The sequence below is a fragment of the Streptomyces roseolus genome, from assembly GCF_014649855.1.
GTDB classification, from domain to species: Bacteria; Actinomycetota; Actinomycetes; order Streptomycetales; family Streptomycetaceae; genus Streptomyces; species Streptomyces roseolus.
The window spans coordinates 201,391-221,643 of record NZ_BMTV01000002.1; the positions used below are offsets into that span (position 1 = coordinate 201,391).

Genomic DNA, 20,253 nt, shown 5'->3' on the forward strand with positions numbered 1-20,253 from the left:
CTCCTGAGGTAGGTCGCCACGGCGAGAGCCCCGTCCATTCGATGGACGGGGCTCTTTGCCGTACCCGCGGCTCGATAGGCTGGAGCCCGCATCCGACGCACGATCACCAGGAGCTGCCATGAGCGCTGTGACCCCCGCTGGAGGACCTACCACGGCGGGCCGCTCCTGGCCCGTCCTCCTGAACGGCCTCCTGGAGGGGAAGAACCTCTCCGCCGACGACACCGCCTGGGCGATGGACCTCATCATGAGCGGCGAGGCGACCGACGCCCAGATCGCCGGCTTCATGGTGGCGCTGCGGGCCAAGGGCGAGACCGTCGAGGAGATCAGCGGGCTCGTCCGGACCATGTACGCGCACGCCAACACGATCGAGGTGCCGGGACCGGCCGTCGACATCGTCGGGACCGGCGGCGACGGCGCCAAGACCGTCAACATCTCCACGATGGCCTCGATCGTCGTCGCCGGCACCGGCACGAAGGTCGTCAAGCACGGCAACCGCGCCGCCTCCTCCGCCTCCGGCTCCTCCGACGTCCTGGAGAAGCTCGGCATCAACCTCGACCTCACCCCCGCGCGGGTGGCCGAGGTCGCCGAGGAGGCCGGCATCACCATCTGCTTCGCGGTGAGGTTCCACCCCTCGCTGCGGCACGTGGCCGCCGCCCGCGGCCAGCTCGGCATCCGCACCACCTTCAACGTGCTCGGCCCGCTCACCAACCCGGCCCGGGTGCGGGCCCAGGCGGTCGGCGTCGCCGACCCGCGGATGGCGCCGATCGTCGCCGGGGTCTTCGCCGAACGCGGCAACTCGGCCCTGGTCTTCCGCGGCGACGACGGCCTGGACGAGCTGACCATCACCGGCACCTCCCGGGTGTGGGTGGTCCGGGACGGTGCCGTCCGCGAGGAGGTCTTCGACCCGAAGGACGTCGGCATCGACTACGCGCCCCTGGAGGCGCTGCGCGGCGCCGACGCCTCCTTCAACGCCGACGTGGCCCGCCGGCTCCTGGCCGGCGAGACCGGCCCGGTACGGGACGCGGTGCTGCTCAACGCGGCGGCGGCGCTCACGGCGCTGGAGCCCGGCGAGGGCACCCTCGCGGAGCGGCTGCGGGCCGGGATGGCGCGGGCCGCCGAGTCGATCGACTCCGGGGCCGCCCGCGCGACCCTGGACCGCTGGATCGCCGTCAGCAACGCCTGAGCCGCCCGCCGCGGTCCGCGCGACACCCGTTCCGGAATGCGGACGGGGTTGCGCGGAGCGCGAGCGGTGGCATACGTTCGGCGACAGGTCATGAGTGACAGCCCTCAAGCCCCGGCTGGCTGTCCGGCAACCCTCCGTCCGTGGCGGGGTGCCCCGGGTGAAGACCAGGCCGTGGACAGCAAGGTCCTCGGCAAGCGCGGACCCCTGCGCCATCCCTGGGGTCCTGGTCCTCGAGGGAGCGGTCTCGTGAGCAAGCGAATGCGCTAGGGCCTCCGGCCCCTTCTTCCCGCCTCCGCGCGGCCCCTGTCCCCTTCCGGTGCCGTGCGTCGAGGCCCCCACCCGTACGCGGTACGCCGGTCGGCGTCGCCCTGCGGGTCCTTCACGCCACTCGCCTGAACCGCCGGGAGACACCGCCATGTCCGCACGCCCGAACACCGCCGCCGACACCGCCGCCGCCGAGACCGCCGACGCCTGCTGCACCGGGCCGCTGCCCGTGCTCGGCCGGGACGTCACCGTCCCGCTCGTCACCGGCGGCGAGGTGACCTACGCGGCCCTCGACTACGCGGCCAGCGCCCCCGCCCTCCAGCGCGTCTGGGACGACGTCGCCGCCTATGCCCCGTACTACGGCAGCGTGCACCGGGGCGCCGGTTACCTCTCCCAGCTCTCCACGGACCTCTTCGAGCAGAGCCGCGCCACCGTCGCCGCGTTCCTCGACTGCCGCGACGGCGACCAGGTCGTCTTCACCCGCTCCACCACCGACTCGCTCAACCTGCTCGCCCAGGTGGTCCCCGGCGACTGCCAGGTGTTCGTCTTCGAGACCGAGCACCACGCCTCCCTGCTGCCCTGGCGCGACGCCCGGGTGACGTACCTCGACGCGCCGCGCACCCCGGCGCAGGCCGTCGAGACCCTGGAGCGGGCCCTCGCCGACCGCGAGCCCTACGGCCCCGCCCTGGTCTGCGTCACCGGCGCCTCCAACGTGACCGGCGAGCTGTGGCCGGTGCGCGAACTCGCCGCCGCCGCCCACGCGCACGGCGCCCGGATCGTCCTCGACGCCGCCCAGCTCGCCCCCCACCACCCGGTGTCGGTGAAGGACCTGGACGTGGACTGGGTCGCCTTCTCCGGGCACAAGCTGTACGCGCCCTTCGGCTCCGGCGTCCTCGCGGGCCGCGCCGACTGGCTCCAGGCCGCCGAGCCCTACCTGGCCGGCGGCGGCGCCTCCCGCACCGTGGCGCGCCGGGCCGACGGCGGCGTCGACGTCGAGTGGCACACCACCGCCGCCCGCCACGAGGCCGGCTCCCCGAACGTCATCGGCGTCTACTCCATCGCCTCGGCCTGCAAGGCGCTCACCGAGGCCGGCTTCGACACCCTCGTCGCCCGCGAGCGGCACCTCATCGACACCGTCCGCGCCGGGCTCGCCGAGGTCCCCGAGGTCCGGGTCCTCTCCCTCTTCGGCGACGACGCCCCGCGCGTCGGCGTCATCTCCTTCGTCGTCGAGGGCTGGAACAGCTCCCACTTCGCCGCCGCGCTCTCCGCCGAGTACGGCATCGGCGTCCGCGACGGCCTCTTCTGCGCCCACCCGCTGGTCCGCACCCTCCTCGGCTCCGACCCGCAGGGCCCGGGCGAGTGCGGCGCCCCCGAGCCGGCCGCGCCCGGCGAGAGGTCTCTGAACGCCATCCGCGTCAGCTTCGGCGCCGGCACGCCGGACGAGCACGTCGAGCGGTTCGTCGGCGCCGTGAAGGAGCTCGTCCGCGACGGCGCCCGGTGGAAGTACCGCACCGAGGAAGGCCGCTGCGTCCCCGACCGCGGCTGACCGGGCCGGTTCAGGCCGCGAGCCGGGTTCCCAACAGGACCATCCGCAGGGCCCGTTCGGCCGCGTCCGCGAGGAACTCGGCTCCCCGGTCCAGGGCTTCGGTCAGGCCCACGGGGGCCGGCAGGATCGAGCCGTACGCGTCGACCCCCGCCGCCCGCACCTCGTGGGCGCCCTGGCCGAGCGTCCCGGCCAGGGCGAGCACCGGCACCCCGTGGGCCCTGGCCCGGCGCGCCACCTCCGCCGGGACCTTGCCCCGCACGGTCTGGCCGTCCAGTGCCCCCTCCGCGGTGATCACCAGGTCGGCGCGGGCCAGCCGGGCGTCCAGGTCGACGTGGTCGAGCAGCACCTCGAAGCGGGGGAGCAGCCGGGCGCCGAGCGCGGCGAGTCCCGCGCCGAGGCCGCCGGAGGCCCCGGACCCCGGAGCCGTACCGAGTCCGGCGGGCGCGCCCAGGTCCCGTACGAGCAGGGCGGCCCAGCGGTCCAGGGCCGCCGCCAGTTCCTCGACCCGCTCCGGGCCCGCGCCCTTCTGCGGGCCGAAGACCCGGGCCACGCCCCGCTCGCCGGTGAGCACGTTGTACGGATTGCAGGCCACGAGCAGCTCGACGGCCGCGAGCCGCGGGTCGAGGCCGACCGGATCGATCCGGTCGAGCCGGGTCAACGCGGCTCCACCCAGGGGGAGTTCGGATCCCCCGGCGTCCAGGAGTCGGGCGCCGAGGGCCTGGAGCGCACCCGCTCCGCCGTCCGAGGTGCCGGAGTCGCCGCAGCCGACCAGGATGCGGCGGGCCCCGGCGTCCAGCGCGGCCCGGATCAGTTCCCCCACCCCGTACGTGGTGGTGGCACCCGGGTCGCGCCGGCCGGCCGGCACCAGGGAGAGGCCCGCGACGGCCGCCATCTCGACCACCGCGGAGGAGCGGTCGAGGAGTGCGAAGTGGGTCCGCACCGGGTGGCCGAGGGGACCGGTCGCGATCCGGGGCAGCAGCCGGCCCCCGGTCGCGGCGGCCAGGGCCCGGGCCGTCCCCTCGCCGCCGTCGACGAGCGGGATCAGGTCGACCACGGCGTCCGGGCGGACCCGGCGCAGCCCTTCGGCGATGGCCTCGGCGGCCTCGGGCGCGGACAGCGACTCCTTGAAACCGCTGGGGGCGACGGCGATGTGCAGGCTCACGGCTGGGACTCCGGAAGGACGGGCACGCCGAGCGGCGGCCAGACGACGAGGGCGAAGAACAGCACCAGGGCGGCGCTGAGCGGGGCGAGTACGGCGGAGAGCCGCAGCAGGTCGCGCGGGGTGAAGGAGGGGACGCCGTCCGGCGGTTCGGCGAAGAGGGCGACGGGTTTCGCGGAGGCGGGCAGCGTCTGGCAGAAGCCGGCCGCGGCCGTGGAGGCGAGCGCGGCGGCCACCGGATTGATCCCGGCGCCCACCGCCGCGGCCACCACCAGCGGCACCAGGACCGAGGAGCGGGCCGAGCGGGACTGGAGCGCCAGATGGGCGGCGGTGCTCACGGCGACGACGACGGCGAGGAAGGCCCACGGGGGCAGCCCGGCCGGCATCCCGCCGACCAGCCACCCGGCCGCGCCGGAGTCGACGAGGGCCACGCCCATCGCGGTGGTCGCCGCCATGAAGAGCAGCATCGGCCAGGGCACCGCCTTCAGCCCGTCCTTCATGCGGACGGTGCCGAGCGCGGGGGTGGAGGCGACGACCGCGCCGATCAGCGCGACCACCGCCGGCGAGACCCCGTGCAGCGGCTCGGCGCACCACAGCACCACCACCGTGCAGAGCAGCAGCAGACAGCGCTGCTCGGGCGGGGTGAGCGGCCCCGACACCGGGGTGGGGGAGTGCTCCTGGAGCGCGGCGACGGTGATCCGCACGGGGGCCCGCCGGTCCTCGCGGCGGGTGGTGGTGAGCAGCACCGCCTCCGCCGCCAGATGGGAGGCGACGACGGCGAGGGGGAGGCCGAGGACCAGCCAGCGGGCGAAGCCGATGCCCTCGCCGGTCTGCTCCAGGAGGACCCCGACGGTGATGAGGTGGGCGCCCGCGCCGATCAGGGTGGCGACGGCCGACAGCAGGATGACGGTGGGGAAGAGCAGGGCCAGCATCACCACGAGCCGGCGCCGGCCGGCCAGCGCCTTCGCGAGGGCGAGGAAGACCGGCAGGGCGAGGGCGGCCCGCCCGGAGGTGGCCGGGACGGCGAAGGAGGTGACGACGAGCGCGGCGGTGGTCAGGTGGACCAGCCGGCGTACGGAGCCGGCGCCGGTGACGAGGAAGGCGGCCGCGCGGCCCGCGAGCCCGGTCCGGGTGACCGCGGCCGCGAGGACGAAGGCGCAGATCAGCAGCCAGACGGTGGCGTCGCCGAGGGTGGCGAAGAGGGTGTCGGCGCTGATCACCCCGGTGACGGTGAGCGCGAGCCCGGCGCCGAGCGCGATGTAGGTGTCGTCGACGGGGGCGGCGATCCAGGCGCAGGTGGCGAGGGCGAAGACGGCGAGGGTCAGCCGGGCCCCGCCGTCCAGGCCGGGGGCGGTGCCGGGGACGGCGAGCACCGCGCAGACGCTGAGCGCGAGGCAGAGCCAGACGGCCTGGCGGAGGGAGAGGTTCACGGGAACCACCCTCCGGGCGGCCGGTGAGCCTCCGATGAGCCTTCCGTGAAGGAAGGTTCACGCACCCGCGGCCGGGCGCGTCAGGGCATCCGGTACCCCATGCCCCGGACCGTCTCCAGCCGCTCGGCGCCCAGTTTCTTCCGCAGCGCCCGCACGTACACGTCCACGATGTTGGAGCCGGGGTCGAAGTCGTACCCCCAGACGTGGGAGAGGATCTGCTCCCGGGAGAGCACCTGCCCCGGATGGCGCAGGAACAGCTCCAGGAGGACGAACTCACGGGCGGTCAGGTCCACCGTCCGGTCCCCGGCGCGGGCCCGCCGGGTGCGCAGGTCCAGGCTCAGGTCGCCGCTGCGGAGCACGGTGACCTCGGGGGCGCGGGCGGCGGTGCGCAGCCGCAGCCGGATCCGGGCGAGGAGCTCCTCGAAGCGGAAGGGCTTGGTCATCCAGTCGTCGGCGCCGCCCTCCAGGCCGGCCACCGTGTCCCGTACCGAGTCACGGGCCGTCAGGACGAGGACGGGCAGGGTCGCCCGGGCTTCGCGCAGCTCGCGCAGGACGGTGAAGCCGTCCCGGCCGGGCAGTCCGATGTCCAGGACCATCAGGTCGAAGCCGCCGGTGAGCGCCCGGGCGAGCGCGGTGTCGCCGTCGGCGGCCACGGAGGTGGTGAAGCCGTTGGCGCGGAGGCCCTTCTCGACGAAGGAGGCGATGCGCTCCTCGTCCTCGGCGATCAGCACGCGGTTCATGATCACTCCTCGAAGACAAGTACGAAAGTGGCCCCGCCGCCCTCGGTGGGACGGAGCTCGACCCGGCCGCCCCGGTGCCCCTCGGCGATGGCCCGGACGATGGCGAGGCCGAGTCCGGCGCCGCTGGTGCGGGCCCCGCGGCGGGCGGTGCCCCGCCGGAAGCGCTCGAAGATCACGGCGGCGTCCCGCTCCTGGACGCCGGGGCCGCGGTCGGCGACGTACAGCTCGATCCGGCCGGCGGCGGCCCGCGAGCCGATCGCGATCCGCGCGCCGGGCACGGTGTGCTGGACGGCGTTCTGGGCGAGCTGCACCATCGCCTGGGTGATCCGCTGGGCGTCGAGCGCGGCCTCCCCGTCGGCCACCGCGTCGAGCACCCAGTCGCGTTCGCCGAGCGCCCGGGCCTTCACGAAGACGTCGGCGGTGAGCTCGCCGAGCTGCACCGGCCCGGTCCGCACGAAGTCGGGCCGTTCGGCCTTGGCGAGCAGCAGCAGGTCCTCGACGATCCGGCTCATCCGGTCCAGTTCGTCGGTGACGATCCGGACCGTCTCCGCCCGCTCGGCCGGGTCGTCGCCCATCAGCTCCAGATGGCCGCGGACGATGGTGATGGGGGTGCGCAGCTCGTGCCCGGCGTCGTCGACGAACTGCCGCTGGCCGGCGAAGGCCCGCTCCAGCCGGTCGAGCATCGCGTTGAAGGTCTCGGCGAGCGCGGCGACGTCGTCCTTGCCCTGCACCGGGATCCGCTGGGTGAGGTCCCGCTCGGTCAGCTCGGCGGCGGTGGTCCGCACCAGCCGCACGGGGGCGAGGATGCGGCCCGCGACCACCCAGCCGATGCCGGTGGTCAGCAGCAGCGCCACCCCGGATATGGCGAGCAGGATGCGGAACGCCTCGTCGGCGATGGCCTGCTCGCGGTCGGCGTGGAAGGCGACGACGAAGGCGGAGGGCGGGCCGCCGGTCTCGATCGGCACCTTCGCCCACCGCACCTCGCCCCGGCTCCGGTCGATCCGGCCCCAGGGCTCCGGGGCGGCGGCGATGGCGTCGAGCGCGGGCCGGTCGCGGTGGAGCGGCAGCGGGCTCGGTATGTCACGGGACTGCCGGACGACCCGGGGGCCGGGCCCGCCGGTGCCGACCAGGCCGAGCAGCTCCTCGTCCGGGTCGGAGTACTGGCGCTGGAGGAAGACCCGCAGCAGCGCCTCGGGGTCGGTGAAGCGCCGGCCGGTGTCCGGGTCGACGCCCTGGGCCACGAAGTTGGCGAACTCCCCGGTCTCCTGGGTGAGCAACTGGTTGATGCGGTGGTCGGCGTCGCGCAGCAGCAGGGTGCGGGTCACCACGGCGACCGCGGCGAGCGCGACCGCCATGACGAGCAGCAGCCAGAGCAGGATGCGGACCCGGGCGGAGAGACGGTGTTCGGTGCGCTTCACTCGTGATCGTCGTCATCGTCGTCGCCGCCCGTGGCGGAGGGGCCGGGCACGACGGAGTCGGAGGGCGGAGGCGTCGTGGGCGCGGGAGGCGCGGGAGGCGCCGAGGGGGCCGTGGGCGTCGGCGGGGTGGAGAGGTGGACGGCGGGCGGGACCCGCGGCGCCGCCGGCTCGTCGGTCAGCGCGTAGCTGGTCGCGGCGATCCCGAGCGGGACGGCGACGACGGCGACGAGTCCGGCCATGCGGTGGGTGAAGGACATGCCGCCAGGGTCGGGCGCGCGGGCACGGCCCCGGATGAAGCCCGGATGAGGATTCCTTCATCCGGGCGTCGTGCGGGCCCCGGGTTTTGGCTCAGGACTCCAGGCCGATGGCGAAGGCCGCCTCCAGGTCGTGCTGCGAGTACGTGCGGAAGGCCACGTGGGTGTCGGTGCCCTCGACGCCCGGGATCTTGCTGATCCGGCCGGGAATGACCTCGGCCAGGTCGTCGTGGCGCGGCACCCGGACCATCGCGATGAGGTCGTACGTGCCGGTCACCGAGAAGACCTCGCTGACGTTGTCGAGCGCGGCGATCGACTCCGCGATCTCGGGGATGCGGTCCACGCTGGTCTTGATGAGGACGATCGCGGTGATCACGGCTGGCTGTCTCCCTCGGTCGCCGCTGCTGGGGTTTTCACTCTATCCCCACCCCGGAACCGCACCCAGGCGTAGAGGAAGCCGACCGAGAACCCCACCACGTGGGCCAGATAGGCGACCCCGGGGCCCGCGCCCGCGGAGCGCGCGGCCAGCCACTGGAGCGTGAACCAGAAGACGAGCACCGCCCAGGCCGGGAAGCGCAGCGGCAGGAAGAAGAGGAAGGGGAAGAGGCTGGTGACCCGGGAGCGGGGGAAGAGGAAGAGGAAGGCCCCGAGCACCGCGGAGATCGCCCCCGAGGCGCCGACCAGGGTCTGCCCGCTGTCGGCGTGCGCCATCGCGTAGCCCAGCAGGGCGAGGTAGCCGGTGCCCAGGTAGAAGAGGGCGAACTCGACGTGTCCCATCCGCTCCTCGGCCATCGCCCCGAAGACCCACAGGAAGAGCATGTTGCCGAGCAGGTGGAGCCAGCCGCCGTGCACGAAGAGGGCGGTGAAGGGGGTGAGCAGGGCGTCCGGGTCGCCACGGGTCAGCTCGGCCGGCACCACCCCCCACCGCCGGAAGTACGCGCTCTGCGCCGCGAGCACCTCGTCCCCGGTCCCGTACGACGGGTTCAGGCCGGAGACCGGGCTGACGACGAAGAGGAGACAGCAGGCGGCGATCAGCCCGTAGGTCACCGCGGGTCCGGTCCGGACGCCCCGGTAGGCGCCCAGGGCCGTGGCTCGCCAGTCGATCATGCACAGAGCATGGCCCAAGACGGACGAAGTGGACAGAGTGCCTCGCCGGACCGGGCGCCGTCCGGTGAGGCCGTAGGGTTACCTGATCGAGCACCGCAGTCCGACGGCGCACCGCGGCTCCCGTACCTGGTACCACCACGACAGGAAGAAGGACGGCACCATGACGACGGTTCCCCTGCCGACCGACGAGACCCGCTGGCGCTGCACCCTGTGCGGCAACCTGACCCGCTTCGACGTGACGCGCTCGTCCAAGGTCGTCGAGTACGTCCATCTGGACCTCGCCGGGGAGCCCAAGGTCGAGGAGCGCGAGGTGCTCAGTGAGACCATCGAGTCGGTCCGCTGCCGCTGGTGCAACGCGGTGGACCAGATCGAACTGGTGGACAAGCCGGGCGTCGAGTCCTGACGGACGGCGCCGACGACAGTAGGGGTGACGGATCGTGGAGCAGTCCGCGCACGGTGACGAACCGGCCGGCGCGGCAGGTGACGCTGCCGAGACGCTCGACCATCCCCTGCCGGAGGGGGTGCGGCGGCGGGTGATCGCGCTGGTCGCCGACGCCTTCGGCGGCCTCACCGTCGCCGAGCTGCCCGCCCCCCTGCGTCAGTACGCCCGCTTCACCGCGAGCCGGCGCGCCAAGTTCGCCGGCAACGCCATGGCCGCCGCCCTGGAGGGCGATCCGCTCTTCCGGCAGCGGATCGGCGAACGGTTCAAGCAGGCCCAGCCGGAGCTGGCCGGGGCCGTCGAGGGCGGCACCCCGCCCGCCGCCGCCGACCCCGTCGACGTGGCCGCGGTGGCGTACGTGCTCCGTCCGGCCGGCTGGGCCAAGCTGGTGGCCGCCGCCGGCGAGGAGGTCCAGCGCGCCGACGCCGAGCGCGCCGACGAGGCCGGCCGGCGCGAACTGGAGCGGCTCCGCGAGGAGCTGGCCGCCGCCCGCGAGCGGACCCGGGACGAGACCGAGCAGCTCCGGCACGACCTGGAGAGCGCCCGCAAGGAAGCCGAATCGCTTCACCGCAAGCTGCGCAGCGCCCAGAGCGACGTCAAGCGCGGCGAGGCGGCGCTGCGGCGCGCCCAGGGCGAGATCGAGGCCGCGCGCTCCGAGTCCGCCGCCCAGGTCTCCGCCGCCGAGAGCGAGGCGCGGCGGCTCAAGGCCCGGCTCGGCGAGGTCGAGGCGGCCCTGGAGGCGAGCCGCCGGGCCGCCCGCGAGGGGCGCTCGGTGGAGGACATGCGGCTGCGGCTGCTGCTCGACACCGTCCTCGACGCGGCCCAGGGGCTCCGGCGCGAACTGGCCCTGCCGCCGGTGTCGGTGCACCCGGCGGACACCGTGGACGCGGTGGAGCCGGGGCGGATGTCCCCGAAGGACATCGCGGCGCGCGCCCTGTCGGAGACCGATCCGGCCCTGCTCGACCAGCTGTTGGAGCTGCCGCAGACCCATCTCGTCGTCGACGGCTACAACGTCACCAAGACCGGCTACCCGACGATGCCGCTGGAGAAGCAGCGGCTGCGGCTGCTCGGCGGGCTCTCCGCCCTCGCGGCCCGCTCGGGCGCCGAGGTCACCTGCGTCTTCGACGGGGCCGAGCTGGCCGCGCCGGTGCTCCTGGCGCCGCCGCGCGGGGTGCGGGTGCTGTTCTCCAAGCCCGGGGTCACGGCCGACGAGTTGATCCGCCAGCTGGTGCGGGCGGAACCGCCGGGCCGGCCGGTCGTGGTGGTCTCCACCGACCGCGAGGTGGCGGACGGCGTCGCGAAGGCCGGTGCCCGGCCGGTGGCGTCGGCTCTGCTCCTCAAGCGGCTTTCGCGTCTCTCATAACGACTCGCCCGGCTCACAACTGTTGTGCCCTATGACCGATTTATGGACGGCAATCCGTCAAGTGCCCGTCACAGCCGGTGTGATGTGCGTAAATAAAGTGGTGCGTGGGCGAGTTTTTTGCCAGCGGGATTTGAACTGATCACAACTTGGTCACTAGGGTCGGGCCTCGAACCTTCGCGCGGTTGATCACCCATCAGGGCGGTCCGCGGAGGAACCGCCTGCCCCTGACCGGCCGGGCGGCTCGAGGAAGAAGGAGCTCGCCTTCGTGGCGTCCCACCGTCGACCCAAGCAGCCGAGCCGCACCCGTGTGACCGTGCTCACCGCGACCGCGGCCGCCGCCGTCGCGTTCTCCGCCCAGACCGGAGCCCAGGCGGCCCCCAAGCCCAAGATCGACGAAGTCAAGTCGAAGGTCGACAAGCTCTACCACGAGGCCGAGGAGGCCACGGAGCAGCACAGCCTGGCCGAGGAGCGCCGCGGCAAGCTGCAGAAGGAGATCGGCCAGATCCAGGACCGGGTGGCCCGTGGTCAGCAGGAGCTGAACACCCTCCGGGACCAGATCGGTTCGGTCGCCAGCGCCCAGTACCGCTCCGGCGGCATCGACCCGGCGATCCAGCTCTTCCTCTCCTCGAACCCGGACGACTACCTGGACAAGGCGTCCGCCATCGGCCGGGTCACCGACCAGCAGGCCGACGTCCTCGCCGACATCCAGGAGAAGCAGCGCAGCCTCGCCCAGCAGCGCGCCGAGGCCACCGCCAAGCTCGGCGACCTCGAAGAGGTCCGCAAGACGCTCGCCGAGAAGAAGAAGAAGATCCAGGGCAAGCTCGCCGACGCCCGCACGCTCCTCAACACCCTCACCGCCGAGGAGCGCGCCCGCATCCAGCAGGAGGAGCGGGCCGAGGCCGAGCGCGCCTCCCGCGCCGCCGCCCCCCGCCTCGACCTCGGCAACGAGGCCCCGGCCAGCGGCCTCGGCGCCGCCGCGCTCTCCGCCGCCGCCACCCAGCTCGGCAAGCCGTACGTCTCCGGCGCCGAGGGCCCCAACGCGTACGACTGCTCCGGGCTGACGCAGTGGGCCTACCGCCAGGCCGGCGCCGGCCTCACCCGCACCACCTACACCCAGCAGAACGACGGCGTGAAGATCGGCCGCAGCCAGCTCAAGCCCGGCGACCTGGTCTTCTTCAACGGCCTGTCGCACGTCGGCCTGTACGCGGGCAACAACACGATCCTGCACGCCCCCAAGCCGGGCGCCGTGGTCCGCTACGAGTCCATGAACTACATGGGCACCTTCCAGTTCGGCGTCCGCATCGGCGGCTGACCCGCCCGGCCGTGCCGCCCGAACGGGTGGTTCGCCGCACGCTCCGCTGACCTGACGCCCCGCCGGTGACCTCGTGATCTCCGGCGGGGCGTCATTTTGTGTGCCCGGCGCCTTCGTTGGACGCGGGGGAAGGAGCGGCTACTGTCTGCCGCGCCAGTCCGCACGAGCCGAACGAAAGAGCGCGAGCCGTGGCCTCCCACCGCCGACCCGCCCGGGTCACCGTCCTGACCGCCGCCGCCGCGGCCACCGCGGCGGCCTCCCTCGGCGCCGTCCCCGCGAGCGCCGACCCGGGCGCCGGCACCGAGGCCACCCGCGCCAGGGTCGACCGGCTCTACGAGGAGGCCGAGCGCGCCACCGAGAGCTACAACCGGGCCGACGAGAAGGCCGACGCGCTGCGCCGCAAGGTCGGGCTGGCCCAGGACAGCCTCGCCCGCGGCCAGGAGCGCATCAACCGGATGCGGGGCGCGCTCGGCGCCCTCGCCGGCGCCCAGTACCGCTCCGGCGGCCTCGACCCCACCCTCGACCTGCTGCTCTCCTCCGACCCCGACAGCTACCTCGACCGGGCCTCCGTCCTCGACCGGGTCACCGCCCGGCAGACCGCCGCCCTCACCGAGCTCCGGCAGGAGCGCCACCGCCTCGACCAGGAGCGCGCCGAGGGCCGGGCCGCCCTCGCCGAGCTGGAACGCAGCCGCGCCGAGGTGGCCCGCCACAAGCGGTCCGTGGAGCGCAAGCTCGCCGAGGCCCGCCGGCTCCTCGCCTCCCTGACCGCCGCCGAGCGCGCCGACTACGAGCGGGCCTCCCGCTCCGGGGGCCGGGCCGACGGCCCCGGCGAGGAGCTGCCGCCGCCCGCCGACCTCGGCCCGGCCGACTCCCGGGCCGCCGCCGCGGTCCTCGCCGCCCGCAGGGCCGTCGGCAAGCCGTACGTCTGGGGCGCGACCGGCCCGACCGCCTTCGACTGCTCGGGGCTGATGGTCTGGGCGTACCGGCAGGCCGGGATCAGCCTGCCGCGCACCTCGGCCGCCCAGCGGCAGGCGGGCCGGCAGGTGCCGCTCTCCCAGGCGCAGCCCGGCGACCTCGTCACGTACCGCGGCGACGCCAGTCACGTCGCCATCTACGCCGGGAACGGGCAGGTCATCCACGCCCCCTACCCGGGCGCCCGGGTCCGCTACGACCCGGTGAACATGATGTCGCACGTGACGGTGACCCGGCCCTGAGCCCGCCCGCCTCCGGCGCCGGGAGGCGCGACCCCGTCACCCTTCCGTACGATCTGACGCGTGGAGGAACAGGGGTGCGGGGCGCGACGGCCGGGAGCCGCGCTGCTCGCCCTCCTCCTCGCCCTCGCCGCGCTCGTCGGCTGCTCCACCGCCGCCCCGCCCGCCGACCCGGCCCTCCGCGAGGTGCGGGCCCTGCTCGACCGGCACGCCGAGGCCCTCCTCGACCGCGACGAGACCGCCTGGCTGGCGGCCGTCGCCCCTTCGTACCGCGCCGAAGCGCGCACCGAGTTCCGCCGGCTCGCCGCCGTCCCGCTCGCCGGCTGGTCCTACCGCGTCACCGGCGTCGACCGGACCGGCGAGGGCCGGCTCACCGCCCGCGTCGAGCGCGGCCACCGCGTCGAGGGGTACGATCCCGGCCCCCTCGCCGCCGACCGGATCGTCGACCTCGCCGAGCGGGACGGGCGCTGGTACGTGACCGGGGAGCGGCCGGCCGAGGGCGCCCCGGTGCGGCTCTGGGAGCAGGGCGAGGTCACCGCGGTGCGCGGCGCCCGCTCCCTCGTCCTCGGCGTCGGCCAGGACCGGAAGCGGCTCGCCGAGATCGCCCGGCTCGCCGACCGGGCGGTGCCCGCCGTCGACGCGGTCTGGAGCCCCGGGTGGGCCCGCCGGGTGCTCGTCCTCGTCCCCGCCTCGCTCGACGACATGGGCGGGCTGCTCGCGGTGGACGGCTCGCGGTACCGGGGGATAGCGGCCGTCACCACCGGCGAGACCCGGCGCCGGGCGGACGCGCCCGCGGACCGGGTGATCGTCAACCCGGAGGCGTACGGGGTGCTCGGCGACTTCGGCCGCGAACTGATCCTCACCCACGAGACCGTGCACGTCGCCACCCGCGCCCACACCTCGCCGGCCACCCCGGTCTGGCTCTCCGAGGGCTTCGCCGACTGGGCCGCCTACCGGGGCTCCGACCGCACCCCCGCCCAGGCCGCCCCCGAGCTGCGCCGGGCCGTGCGGGCCGGGAACCCGCCCGCCGCGCTCCCCGAGGACGCCGACTTCGGCTTCGACGGCGACGGCGAGGCCCTGGCCCACTCCTACGAGAGCGCCTGGCTCGCCTGCGCGATGATCGCCGACCGCTGGGGCGAGGACCGTCTCACCGCCTTCTACCGGGAGGTGGGTGCCCACCCGGGGCGGGAGGGCGCGGTGGAGAACGCCCTGCACGAGGTCCTGGAGACGACGCCGGAACGATTCACCGCGGACTGGCGGGCGTATCTGCGCGCTCAGCTCGGCTGAGCGCGGGCGTCGAGCTCGGCAAGGGCCCCGGCGAGCCGGGCCTCCTCCTCGGTGCCGGTCGCGCGGGCGACGCGGAGCATGCCGCGGCCGCGCGGTGCGCCGGCGGTGCCGCGCCGCCGCACCGGGCGGGACGCTCAGGCCGAGCCCGTCAGGACCTTCTCGCGCTCCGGCTGACCCTGCGGCACCGGGATGACCGTGCCGGCCTCGGTGACCGTGTGCTTCCACAGGATCCGGCAGGCCATCAGGGTCGCCGCGATCAGCAGGCCGTTGCGGAGGAACAGCACGCCGATGCCCAGCCAGTCGCTCTGGGTCACGTGCGAGAACCAGACCGGGAACTCGAACTGCGTCACCGCCGTCGCCCACAGGATCAGGTACGCCGGCGTCCGCATCCGGCTGGAGCGGTACACCAGGCAGACCGCCGCCAGGCCGACCAGCCAGATCATGTACTGGGGGGAGATCACCCGGCTCGTCGCGGTGAAGAGCAGCACCGCGACGAAGGCCGCGTCCGCGACCGTCGAGGAGGTGAAGCGGCGCGCCTTGAACCGCCACAGCAGCAGCCAGCCGAAGGCCGCCGCCGTCAGCGCCATGGCGCCCTTCGACACCCAGGAGACGTACGGGCCGAGGAACTCGATCGAGCCGTAGTTCATCCGCGCCTCGCCGTCCCAGCCGAAGTGCCGGGCCACGTGGAAGACCATCGCGCCCAGCGACTCGACCTCCGTGCCCCGCTCGCTCTGGAAGGAGAGGAAGGCGAGCCCGCCCGGCATCCACACCATGCACAGCGCGAGGACGCCCACCGCCGTGCCGGCCGCGACCGGCCAGGAGCGCCAGGTCGCCCGGCCCTTCGGGGTGCCCGCGAGGATCAGCGCCGGCCACACCTTGAGGACCGCGCCGAACCCGGCGAGCGCGCCGAGCACCCGCGGGCTGCGGATCGCGGCGAGCAGCCCCGCCACGGCCACGGCGGTGACCATGATGTCGTAGCGGGCGTACGCGGTCGGGCCCATCAGCGGCACCGCCGCCAGCCACAGCCACGCGCCGCGCGTCGACCGGCCGGGCCGCCCGCCCGTGTACACGAGCAGCCCGAAGACGGCGGCGTCGCAGAGGAAGGCCAGCACGAAGAACGCGGCCGAGTAGTTCAGGAACGGCAGCAGGGCGGGGGAGAGGATCGCGAGGGCCGCCGCCGGCGGGTACTGCCAGGTGACGTCGTCCTGCGGGTACGTGCCGGTCTTCAGGACCTCGTACCAGCTCTGGTAGATCTGCTCCACGTCACTGGTGACGTCGGGGCCGGGCACCACCACGATCTTGAAGACGCAGATCAGCAGGATGATCCTGGTCAGCGCCCACAGCCCCAGCGGAAGACGCCATTCCCGCAGCCGCCCAGCCGTGCGCGAGCCGATCTCCACTGCGCCCGTCATACCTGTCCTGTTCCTGTCCTGTCGGTCCGCTCGCGCGGAGAGGGGTGGTGCCGGGCGTGGGTGCGATCGCAGGCCATCACGTACTGTCTGTCACGATGCACAAGACCCTGATCGTAACCAACGACTTCCCGCCGCGTCCCGGCGGAATCCAGGCGTTCCTGCACAACATGGCGTTGCGACTGGACCCCGACCGGCTCGTGGTCTACGCCTCCACCTGGAAGCGCGGCCGCGAAGGCGCGGAGGCCACCGCTCTGTTCGACGCGGAACAGCCTTTCACGGTTGTCCGGGACCGCACCACCATGCTGTTGCCCACACCACGTGTGACCGCCCGGGCCACCGCGCTGCTGCGCGAGCACGGCTGCGCATCGGTCTGGTTCGGCGCCGCCGCCCCCCTCGGCCTGATGGCGCCCGCGCTGCGCCGGGCCGGCGCGAAGCGGCTCGTCGCCACCACCCACGGGCACGAGGCCGGCTGGGCCCAGCTGCCCGCCGCCCGGCAGCTGCTGCGCCGGATCGGCGAGGGCACGGACACGATCACCTACCTCGGCGAGTACACCCGCTCCCGCATCGCGTCCGCGCTCACCCCGGCCGCCGCGGCCCGCATGGTGCAGCTGCCGCCCGGCGTCGACGAGAAGACCTTCCACCCCGGCTCCGGCGGAGCCGGGGTCAGGGCCCGACTCGGCCTCACCGACCGCCCCGTCGTGGTCTGCGTCTCCCGGCTCGTCCCGCGCAAGGGACAGGACACCCTGATCCGCGCCCTGCCCCGGATCCTGCGGCAGGTGCCCGACGCCGTCCTGCTGATCGTCGGCGGCGGCCCGTACGAGAAGGAGCTGCGCCGGCTCGCCGCCGAGACCGGCGTCGCCGCCTCCGTCCGCTTCACCGGCGCCGTGCCCTGGTCGGAGCTGCCCGCCCACTACGGCGCCGGCGACGTCTTCGCCATGCCCTGCCGCACCCGCCGCGGCGGCCTCGACGTCGAGGGGCTCGGCATCGTCTACCTGGAGGCCTCCGCGACCGGTCTGCCGGTCGTCGCCGGCGACTCCGGCGGCGCCCCCGACGCCGTCCTCGACGGCGAGACCGGCTGGGTCGTCCGCGGCGAGTCCGCCGAGGACACCGCCGACCGCGTCACCGCCCTCCTCCTCGACCCCGAGCTCCGCGCCCGCATGGGCGAGCGGGGCCGCGCCTGGGTGGAGGAGAAGTGGCGCTGGGACCTGCTGGCGGAACGGCTCAGGGAGCTGCTGTAGGCATGCGGAGAGGGGCCCGGCGCAACGCGCCGGGCCCCTCTCCGCAGGGACTCACTTGGTGTAGAGCGCCTCGATCTCGTCCGCGAAGTCCTTCGCCACCACGTTCCGCTTCAGCTTCAGCGACGGGGTGATGTGGCCCGCCTCCTCGGTGAACTGGGCGGCCAGGACGCGGAACTTGCGGACCGACTCCGCCTTGGAGACCGCCGCGTTGCCGTCGTCGACCGCCCGCTGGACCTCCGCGAGGAGGTCCGGGTCGTCGCGGAGGGCGGCGGCGGTGACGCCGGCCGGCTTGCCGTGCTCGCTCGCCCAGCGGCCCAGGAACTCCTCGTCGAGGGTGACCAGGGCGCCGACGAACGGGCGGCCGTCGCCGACCACCATGCACTCCGCGACCAGCGCGTGGGCGCGGATCCGGTCCTCGATGACCGCCGGGGCGACGTTCTTGCCGCCCGCCGTCACCAGGATCTCCTTCTTGCGGCCGGTGATCGCGAGGTAGCCGTCCTCGTCGAGGGTGCCGATGTCACCGGTGTGGAACCAGCCGTCGGCCAGCGCCTCGGCGGTCGCCGCCTCGTTGTTCCAGTACTTCGAGAAGATGTGCTCGCCGTGCAGCAGCACCTCGCCGTCGTCCGCGATCCGCACCACCGAACCCGGCAGCGGCTGGCCGACCGTGCCGATCTTCGGGCGGTCCCACGGGTTGAAGGCGGTGGCCGCGCACGACTCCGTCAGGCCGTAGCCCTCCAGGACGGTGAAGCCGATGCCGCGGAAGAAGTGGCCCAGCCGCTCGCCGAGCGGCGCGCCGCCGGAGATCGCGTACTCGCCGCGGCCGCCGAGCACCGCCCGCAGCTTCGAGAAGACCAGCTTGTCGAAGAGCTTGTGCTTGAGCCGCAGGCCGAGCGACGGCCCCTGCGGGGTGGCGAGCGCCCGGCTGTAGGCGATGGCCGTGTGCGCGGCCTTGTCGAAGATCTTGCCCTTGCCGTCGGCCTGCGCCTTGGCCCGCGCCGAGTTGTAGACCTTCTCGAAGACGCGCGGGACGCCGAGGATCAGCGTCGGCCGGAAGGAGGCCAGCTCGTCCGTGAGCGTCTTGATGTCCGGGAGGCAGCCCAGGCGGATCGGGGCCATCACGGAGGCCACCTCGATCAGCCGGCCGAAGACGTGCGCGGCGGGCAGGAAGAGCAGCACCGAGGACTCGCCGGTGCGGAAGAGCGGCTTCAGGCGCTCCACCACGTTGCCGCACTCGGCGAAGAAGGCCCGGTGGGTCAGCACGCAGCCCTTGGGGCGGCCGGTGGTGCCCGAGGTGTAGACGACGGTTGCCGGGTCGTCCGCGTTCGCCGCCGACATCCGGGCGTCCAGGGCCTCGTCCGAGACCTCCGCGCCGGAGGCCGTCAGCGCGGCGACCGCGCCGTCCTCGATCTGCCACAGGCCCGTCAGCGCCGGCAGCCCGCCGCGCACGGACTCCACCGACGCCTGGTGCGCGGCCGTCTCCACGATCGCCAGCGAGGCGCCCGAGTCGCCGAGGATCCACTGGATCTGCTCCGGCGAGCTGGTCTCGTACACCGGCACGGTCACCGCGCCGGCGCTCCAGATCGCGAAGTCGAGCAGCACCCACTCGTAGCGGGTGCGGGAGAGCAGCGCGACGCGGTCGCCCACGCCGACCCCGGCGGCGATGAGGCCCTTGGCGGCCCCGCGGACCTCGGCGAGGAACTCCTTGGCGGTCACGTCCGTCCACCCGCCGTCGGCGGCCTTGCGGGCCATCACGGCGACGTCTGGGTGCTGGGAGGCGTTGCGGCGGATGAGATCCGTCAGGTTGCCGTCCGAGGGGACCTCGTACAGGGCCGGAAGGCTGAACTCGCGCAAGACTGCTGCTCCTCATCGGGCTCCGGTGCCACGGCTCTGTGGTGCTCGCACCGGTGCGGTCCATGATCGGGCAGGTGCTCGGTGGGGGCGAGCACGACTGTGGACTGCCCGGACGTTACCCACCAGTACGTGGTTCCCGATAGGGGGTTCCGGTCAGATGTTCTCTGCGTCACACCAGCGTGACGGCCCTCCGCGCACAGTAATCCACAGCTTTGCGGACTCCCAAGTAACCGCAGGTCCGACGGCCTAAGGTGGGGATCATGCGAGTCCACGTGGTCAGCGACGTGCACGGCAACACCGACGCCCTCGCCCGGGCGGGGGACGGCGCCGACGCCCTCATATGCCTCGGCGATCTGGTCCTCTTCCTCGACTACGCCGACCACAGCCGGGGCATCTTCCCCGACCTCTTCGGCGTGGCCAACGCCGACCGGCTCGTCGAACTGCGCACCGCCCGCCGCTTCGACGAGGCCCGCGACCTGGGACGCAGCCTCTGGGCCGGGCTCGACGTCGACCGCGACACCGCCATCGAGGCCGCCGTCCGCCGCCAGTACGCCGAACTCTTCGCCGCCTTCCCCACCCCCACCTACGCCACCTACGGCAACGTCGACATCCCCGCCCTCTGGCCCGAGTACGCCCGCCCCGGAACCACCGTCCTCGACGGCCGGCGGGTCGAGCTCGGCGGCCTCGTCCTCGGCTTCGTCGGCGGCGGCCTGCGCACCCCGATGCGCACGCCGTACGAGATCTCCGACGAGGAGTACGCCGCCAAGGTCGAGGCCCTCGGCGAGGTCGACGTCCTCTGCTCCCACATCCCGCCGGAGGTCCCCGACCTCACCTACGACACCGTCGCCCGCCGCTTCGAGCGCGGCAGCCGCGCCCTCCTCGACGCCATCCGCCGCACCCGGCCCCGCTACGCCCTCTTCGGCCACGTCCACCAGCCGCTCGCCCGCCGGATGCGGATCGGCGCCACCGAGTGCGTGAACGTCGGGCACTTCGCCGCCACCGGCCGCCCCTTCGCCCTGGAGTGGTGACGGGGCCGGCA

The 20,253-nt window shown here is 74.2% G+C and carries 19 protein-coding genes and 1 riboswitch; of the genes, 9 read left to right on the plus strand and 10 right to left on the minus strand.

All coding sequences use genetic code 11. From position 1 onward, the window contains the following. Positions 1 to 118: 118 nt before the first annotated feature. Positions 119 to 1,183, plus strand: a complete 1,065-nt coding sequence (gene trpD, locus IE245_RS02985; RefSeq protein WP_189945104.1) for an anthranilate phosphoribosyltransferase — start codon at positions 119 to 121, stop codon at positions 1,181 to 1,183. Between the two features lie 86 nt (positions 1,184 to 1,269). Next, positions 1,270 to 1,386, plus strand: a riboswitch (SAM riboswitch). Between the two features lie 212 nt (positions 1,387 to 1,598). Beyond that, on the plus strand, positions 1,599 to 2,993 hold the full coding sequence (locus IE245_RS02990) for an aminotransferase class V-fold PLP-dependent enzyme (protein WP_189945105.1): 1,395 nt from the start codon (positions 1,599 to 1,601) through the stop codon (positions 2,991 to 2,993). Positions 2,994 to 3,003: 10 nt separating this feature from the next. On the opposite strand, the gene IE245_RS02995 is transcribed toward IE245_RS02990, so the two are convergent. The 7 genes from IE245_RS02995 to IE245_RS03025 form a co-directional block, all read right to left on the minus strand. Further along, positions 3,004 to 4,155, minus strand: coding sequence for a glycerate kinase family protein (locus IE245_RS02995; RefSeq protein ID WP_189945106.1), 1,152 nt, complete (start codon positions 4,153 to 4,155; stop codon positions 3,004 to 3,006). Continuing rightward, positions 4,152 to 5,582 (minus strand): SLC13 family permease, encoded by a 1,431-nt coding sequence (locus tag IE245_RS03000; RefSeq protein ID WP_189945107.1) that lies wholly within the window; start codon positions 5,580 to 5,582, stop codon positions 4,152 to 4,154. The genes IE245_RS02995 and IE245_RS03000 overlap by 4 nt, the downstream gene beginning before the upstream one ends. Before the next feature lie 80 nt (positions 5,583 to 5,662). Continuing rightward, on the minus strand, positions 5,663 to 6,322 hold the full coding sequence (locus IE245_RS03005; RefSeq protein WP_189945108.1) for a response regulator transcription factor: 660 nt from the start codon (positions 6,320 to 6,322) through the stop codon (positions 5,663 to 5,665). A 2-nt stretch (positions 6,323 to 6,324) separates the two neighbouring features. Further along, a complete protein-coding gene (locus tag IE245_RS03010) occupies positions 6,325 to 7,677 on the minus strand; it encodes a sensor histidine kinase (RefSeq protein ID WP_189945273.1) in 1,353 nt (450 codons plus the stop codon). A gap of 59 nt (positions 7,678 to 7,736) precedes the next feature. Continuing rightward, complete coding sequence (locus IE245_RS03015) at positions 7,737 to 7,997, minus strand: small hydrophilic protein (RefSeq protein ID WP_189945109.1); 261 nt, start codon at positions 7,995 to 7,997, stop codon at positions 7,737 to 7,739. A 91-nt stretch (positions 7,998 to 8,088) separates the two neighbouring features. Next, positions 8,089 to 8,370 carry an Lrp/AsnC family transcriptional regulator gene (locus IE245_RS03020; RefSeq protein WP_030758121.1) on the minus strand — a complete coding sequence of 94 codons (282 nt, stop codon included), beginning with the start codon at positions 8,368 to 8,370 and terminating at the stop codon, positions 8,089 to 8,091. Beyond that, positions 8,367 to 9,101: a rhomboid family intramembrane serine protease gene (locus tag IE245_RS03025; RefSeq protein ID WP_189945110.1), complete on the minus strand. Its 735-nt coding sequence runs from the start codon at positions 9,099 to 9,101 to the stop codon at positions 8,367 to 8,369. The genes IE245_RS03020 and IE245_RS03025 overlap by 4 nt, the downstream gene beginning before the upstream one ends. 160 nt (positions 9,102 to 9,261) lie before the next feature. On the opposite strand from IE245_RS03025, the gene IE245_RS03030 reads away from it, so the two are divergent. From IE245_RS03030 to IE245_RS03050, 5 genes are all read left to right on the plus strand, one after another. Beyond that, positions 9,262 to 9,504, plus strand: coding sequence for a hypothetical protein (locus tag IE245_RS03030; protein ID WP_031006997.1), 243 nt, complete (start codon positions 9,262 to 9,264; stop codon positions 9,502 to 9,504). A gap of 34 nt (positions 9,505 to 9,538) precedes the next feature. After that, complete coding sequence (locus IE245_RS03035) at positions 9,539 to 10,903, plus strand: NYN domain-containing protein (RefSeq protein WP_189945111.1); 1,365 nt, start codon at positions 9,539 to 9,541, stop codon at positions 10,901 to 10,903. A gap of 265 nt (positions 10,904 to 11,168) precedes the next feature. Continuing rightward, entirely contained in the window at positions 11,169 to 12,215 is a 1,047-nt protein-coding gene (locus IE245_RS03040; RefSeq protein ID WP_189945112.1) for a C40 family peptidase, read from the plus strand. 188 nt (positions 12,216 to 12,403) lie between these two features. Further along, entirely contained in the window at positions 12,404 to 13,429 is a 1,026-nt protein-coding gene (locus tag IE245_RS03045) for a C40 family peptidase (RefSeq protein ID WP_189945113.1), read from the plus strand. 60 nt (positions 13,430 to 13,489) lie between these two features. Beyond that, the gene (locus IE245_RS03050) at positions 13,490 to 14,713 is read left to right on the plus strand and encodes a hypothetical protein (RefSeq protein WP_189945114.1); all 1,224 of its coding nucleotides are present in this window, start codon (positions 13,490 to 13,492) and stop codon (positions 14,711 to 14,713) included. Here the strand turns inward: IE245_RS03050 and IE245_RS37640 are convergent. Both IE245_RS37640 and IE245_RS03055 read right to left on the minus strand, forming a co-directional pair. Next, positions 14,701 to 14,835 (minus strand): hypothetical protein, encoded by a 135-nt coding sequence (locus IE245_RS37640; protein WP_268256507.1) that lies wholly within the window; start codon positions 14,833 to 14,835, stop codon positions 14,701 to 14,703. The genes IE245_RS03050 and IE245_RS37640 overlap by 13 nt on opposite strands. Positions 14,836 to 14,847: 12 nt before the next feature. Further along, positions 14,848 to 16,125 (minus strand): glycosyltransferase 87 family protein, encoded by a 1,278-nt coding sequence (locus IE245_RS03055; protein ID WP_189945115.1) that lies wholly within the window; start codon positions 16,123 to 16,125, stop codon positions 14,848 to 14,850. A 95-nt stretch (positions 16,126 to 16,220) separates the two neighbouring features. Here IE245_RS03055 and IE245_RS03060 point away from each other — a divergent pair, with 95 nt between their 5' ends. Next, entirely contained in the window at positions 16,221 to 17,363 is a 1,143-nt protein-coding gene (locus tag IE245_RS03060) for a glycosyltransferase family 4 protein (protein ID WP_189945116.1), read from the plus strand. Positions 17,364 to 17,414: 51 nt separating this feature from the next. On the opposite strand, the gene IE245_RS03065 is transcribed toward IE245_RS03060, so the two are convergent. Next, positions 17,415 to 19,214: an AMP-dependent synthetase/ligase gene (locus IE245_RS03065; protein ID WP_189945117.1), complete on the minus strand. Its 1,800-nt coding sequence runs from the start codon at positions 19,212 to 19,214 to the stop codon at positions 17,415 to 17,417. A gap of 260 nt (positions 19,215 to 19,474) precedes the next feature. Here IE245_RS03065 and IE245_RS03070 point away from each other — a divergent pair, with 260 nt between their 5' ends. Beyond that, positions 19,475 to 20,242: a metallophosphoesterase family protein gene (locus IE245_RS03070; RefSeq protein ID WP_189945118.1), complete on the plus strand. Its 768-nt coding sequence runs from the start codon at positions 19,475 to 19,477 to the stop codon at positions 20,240 to 20,242. Positions 20,243 to 20,253 lie beyond the last annotated feature (11 nt).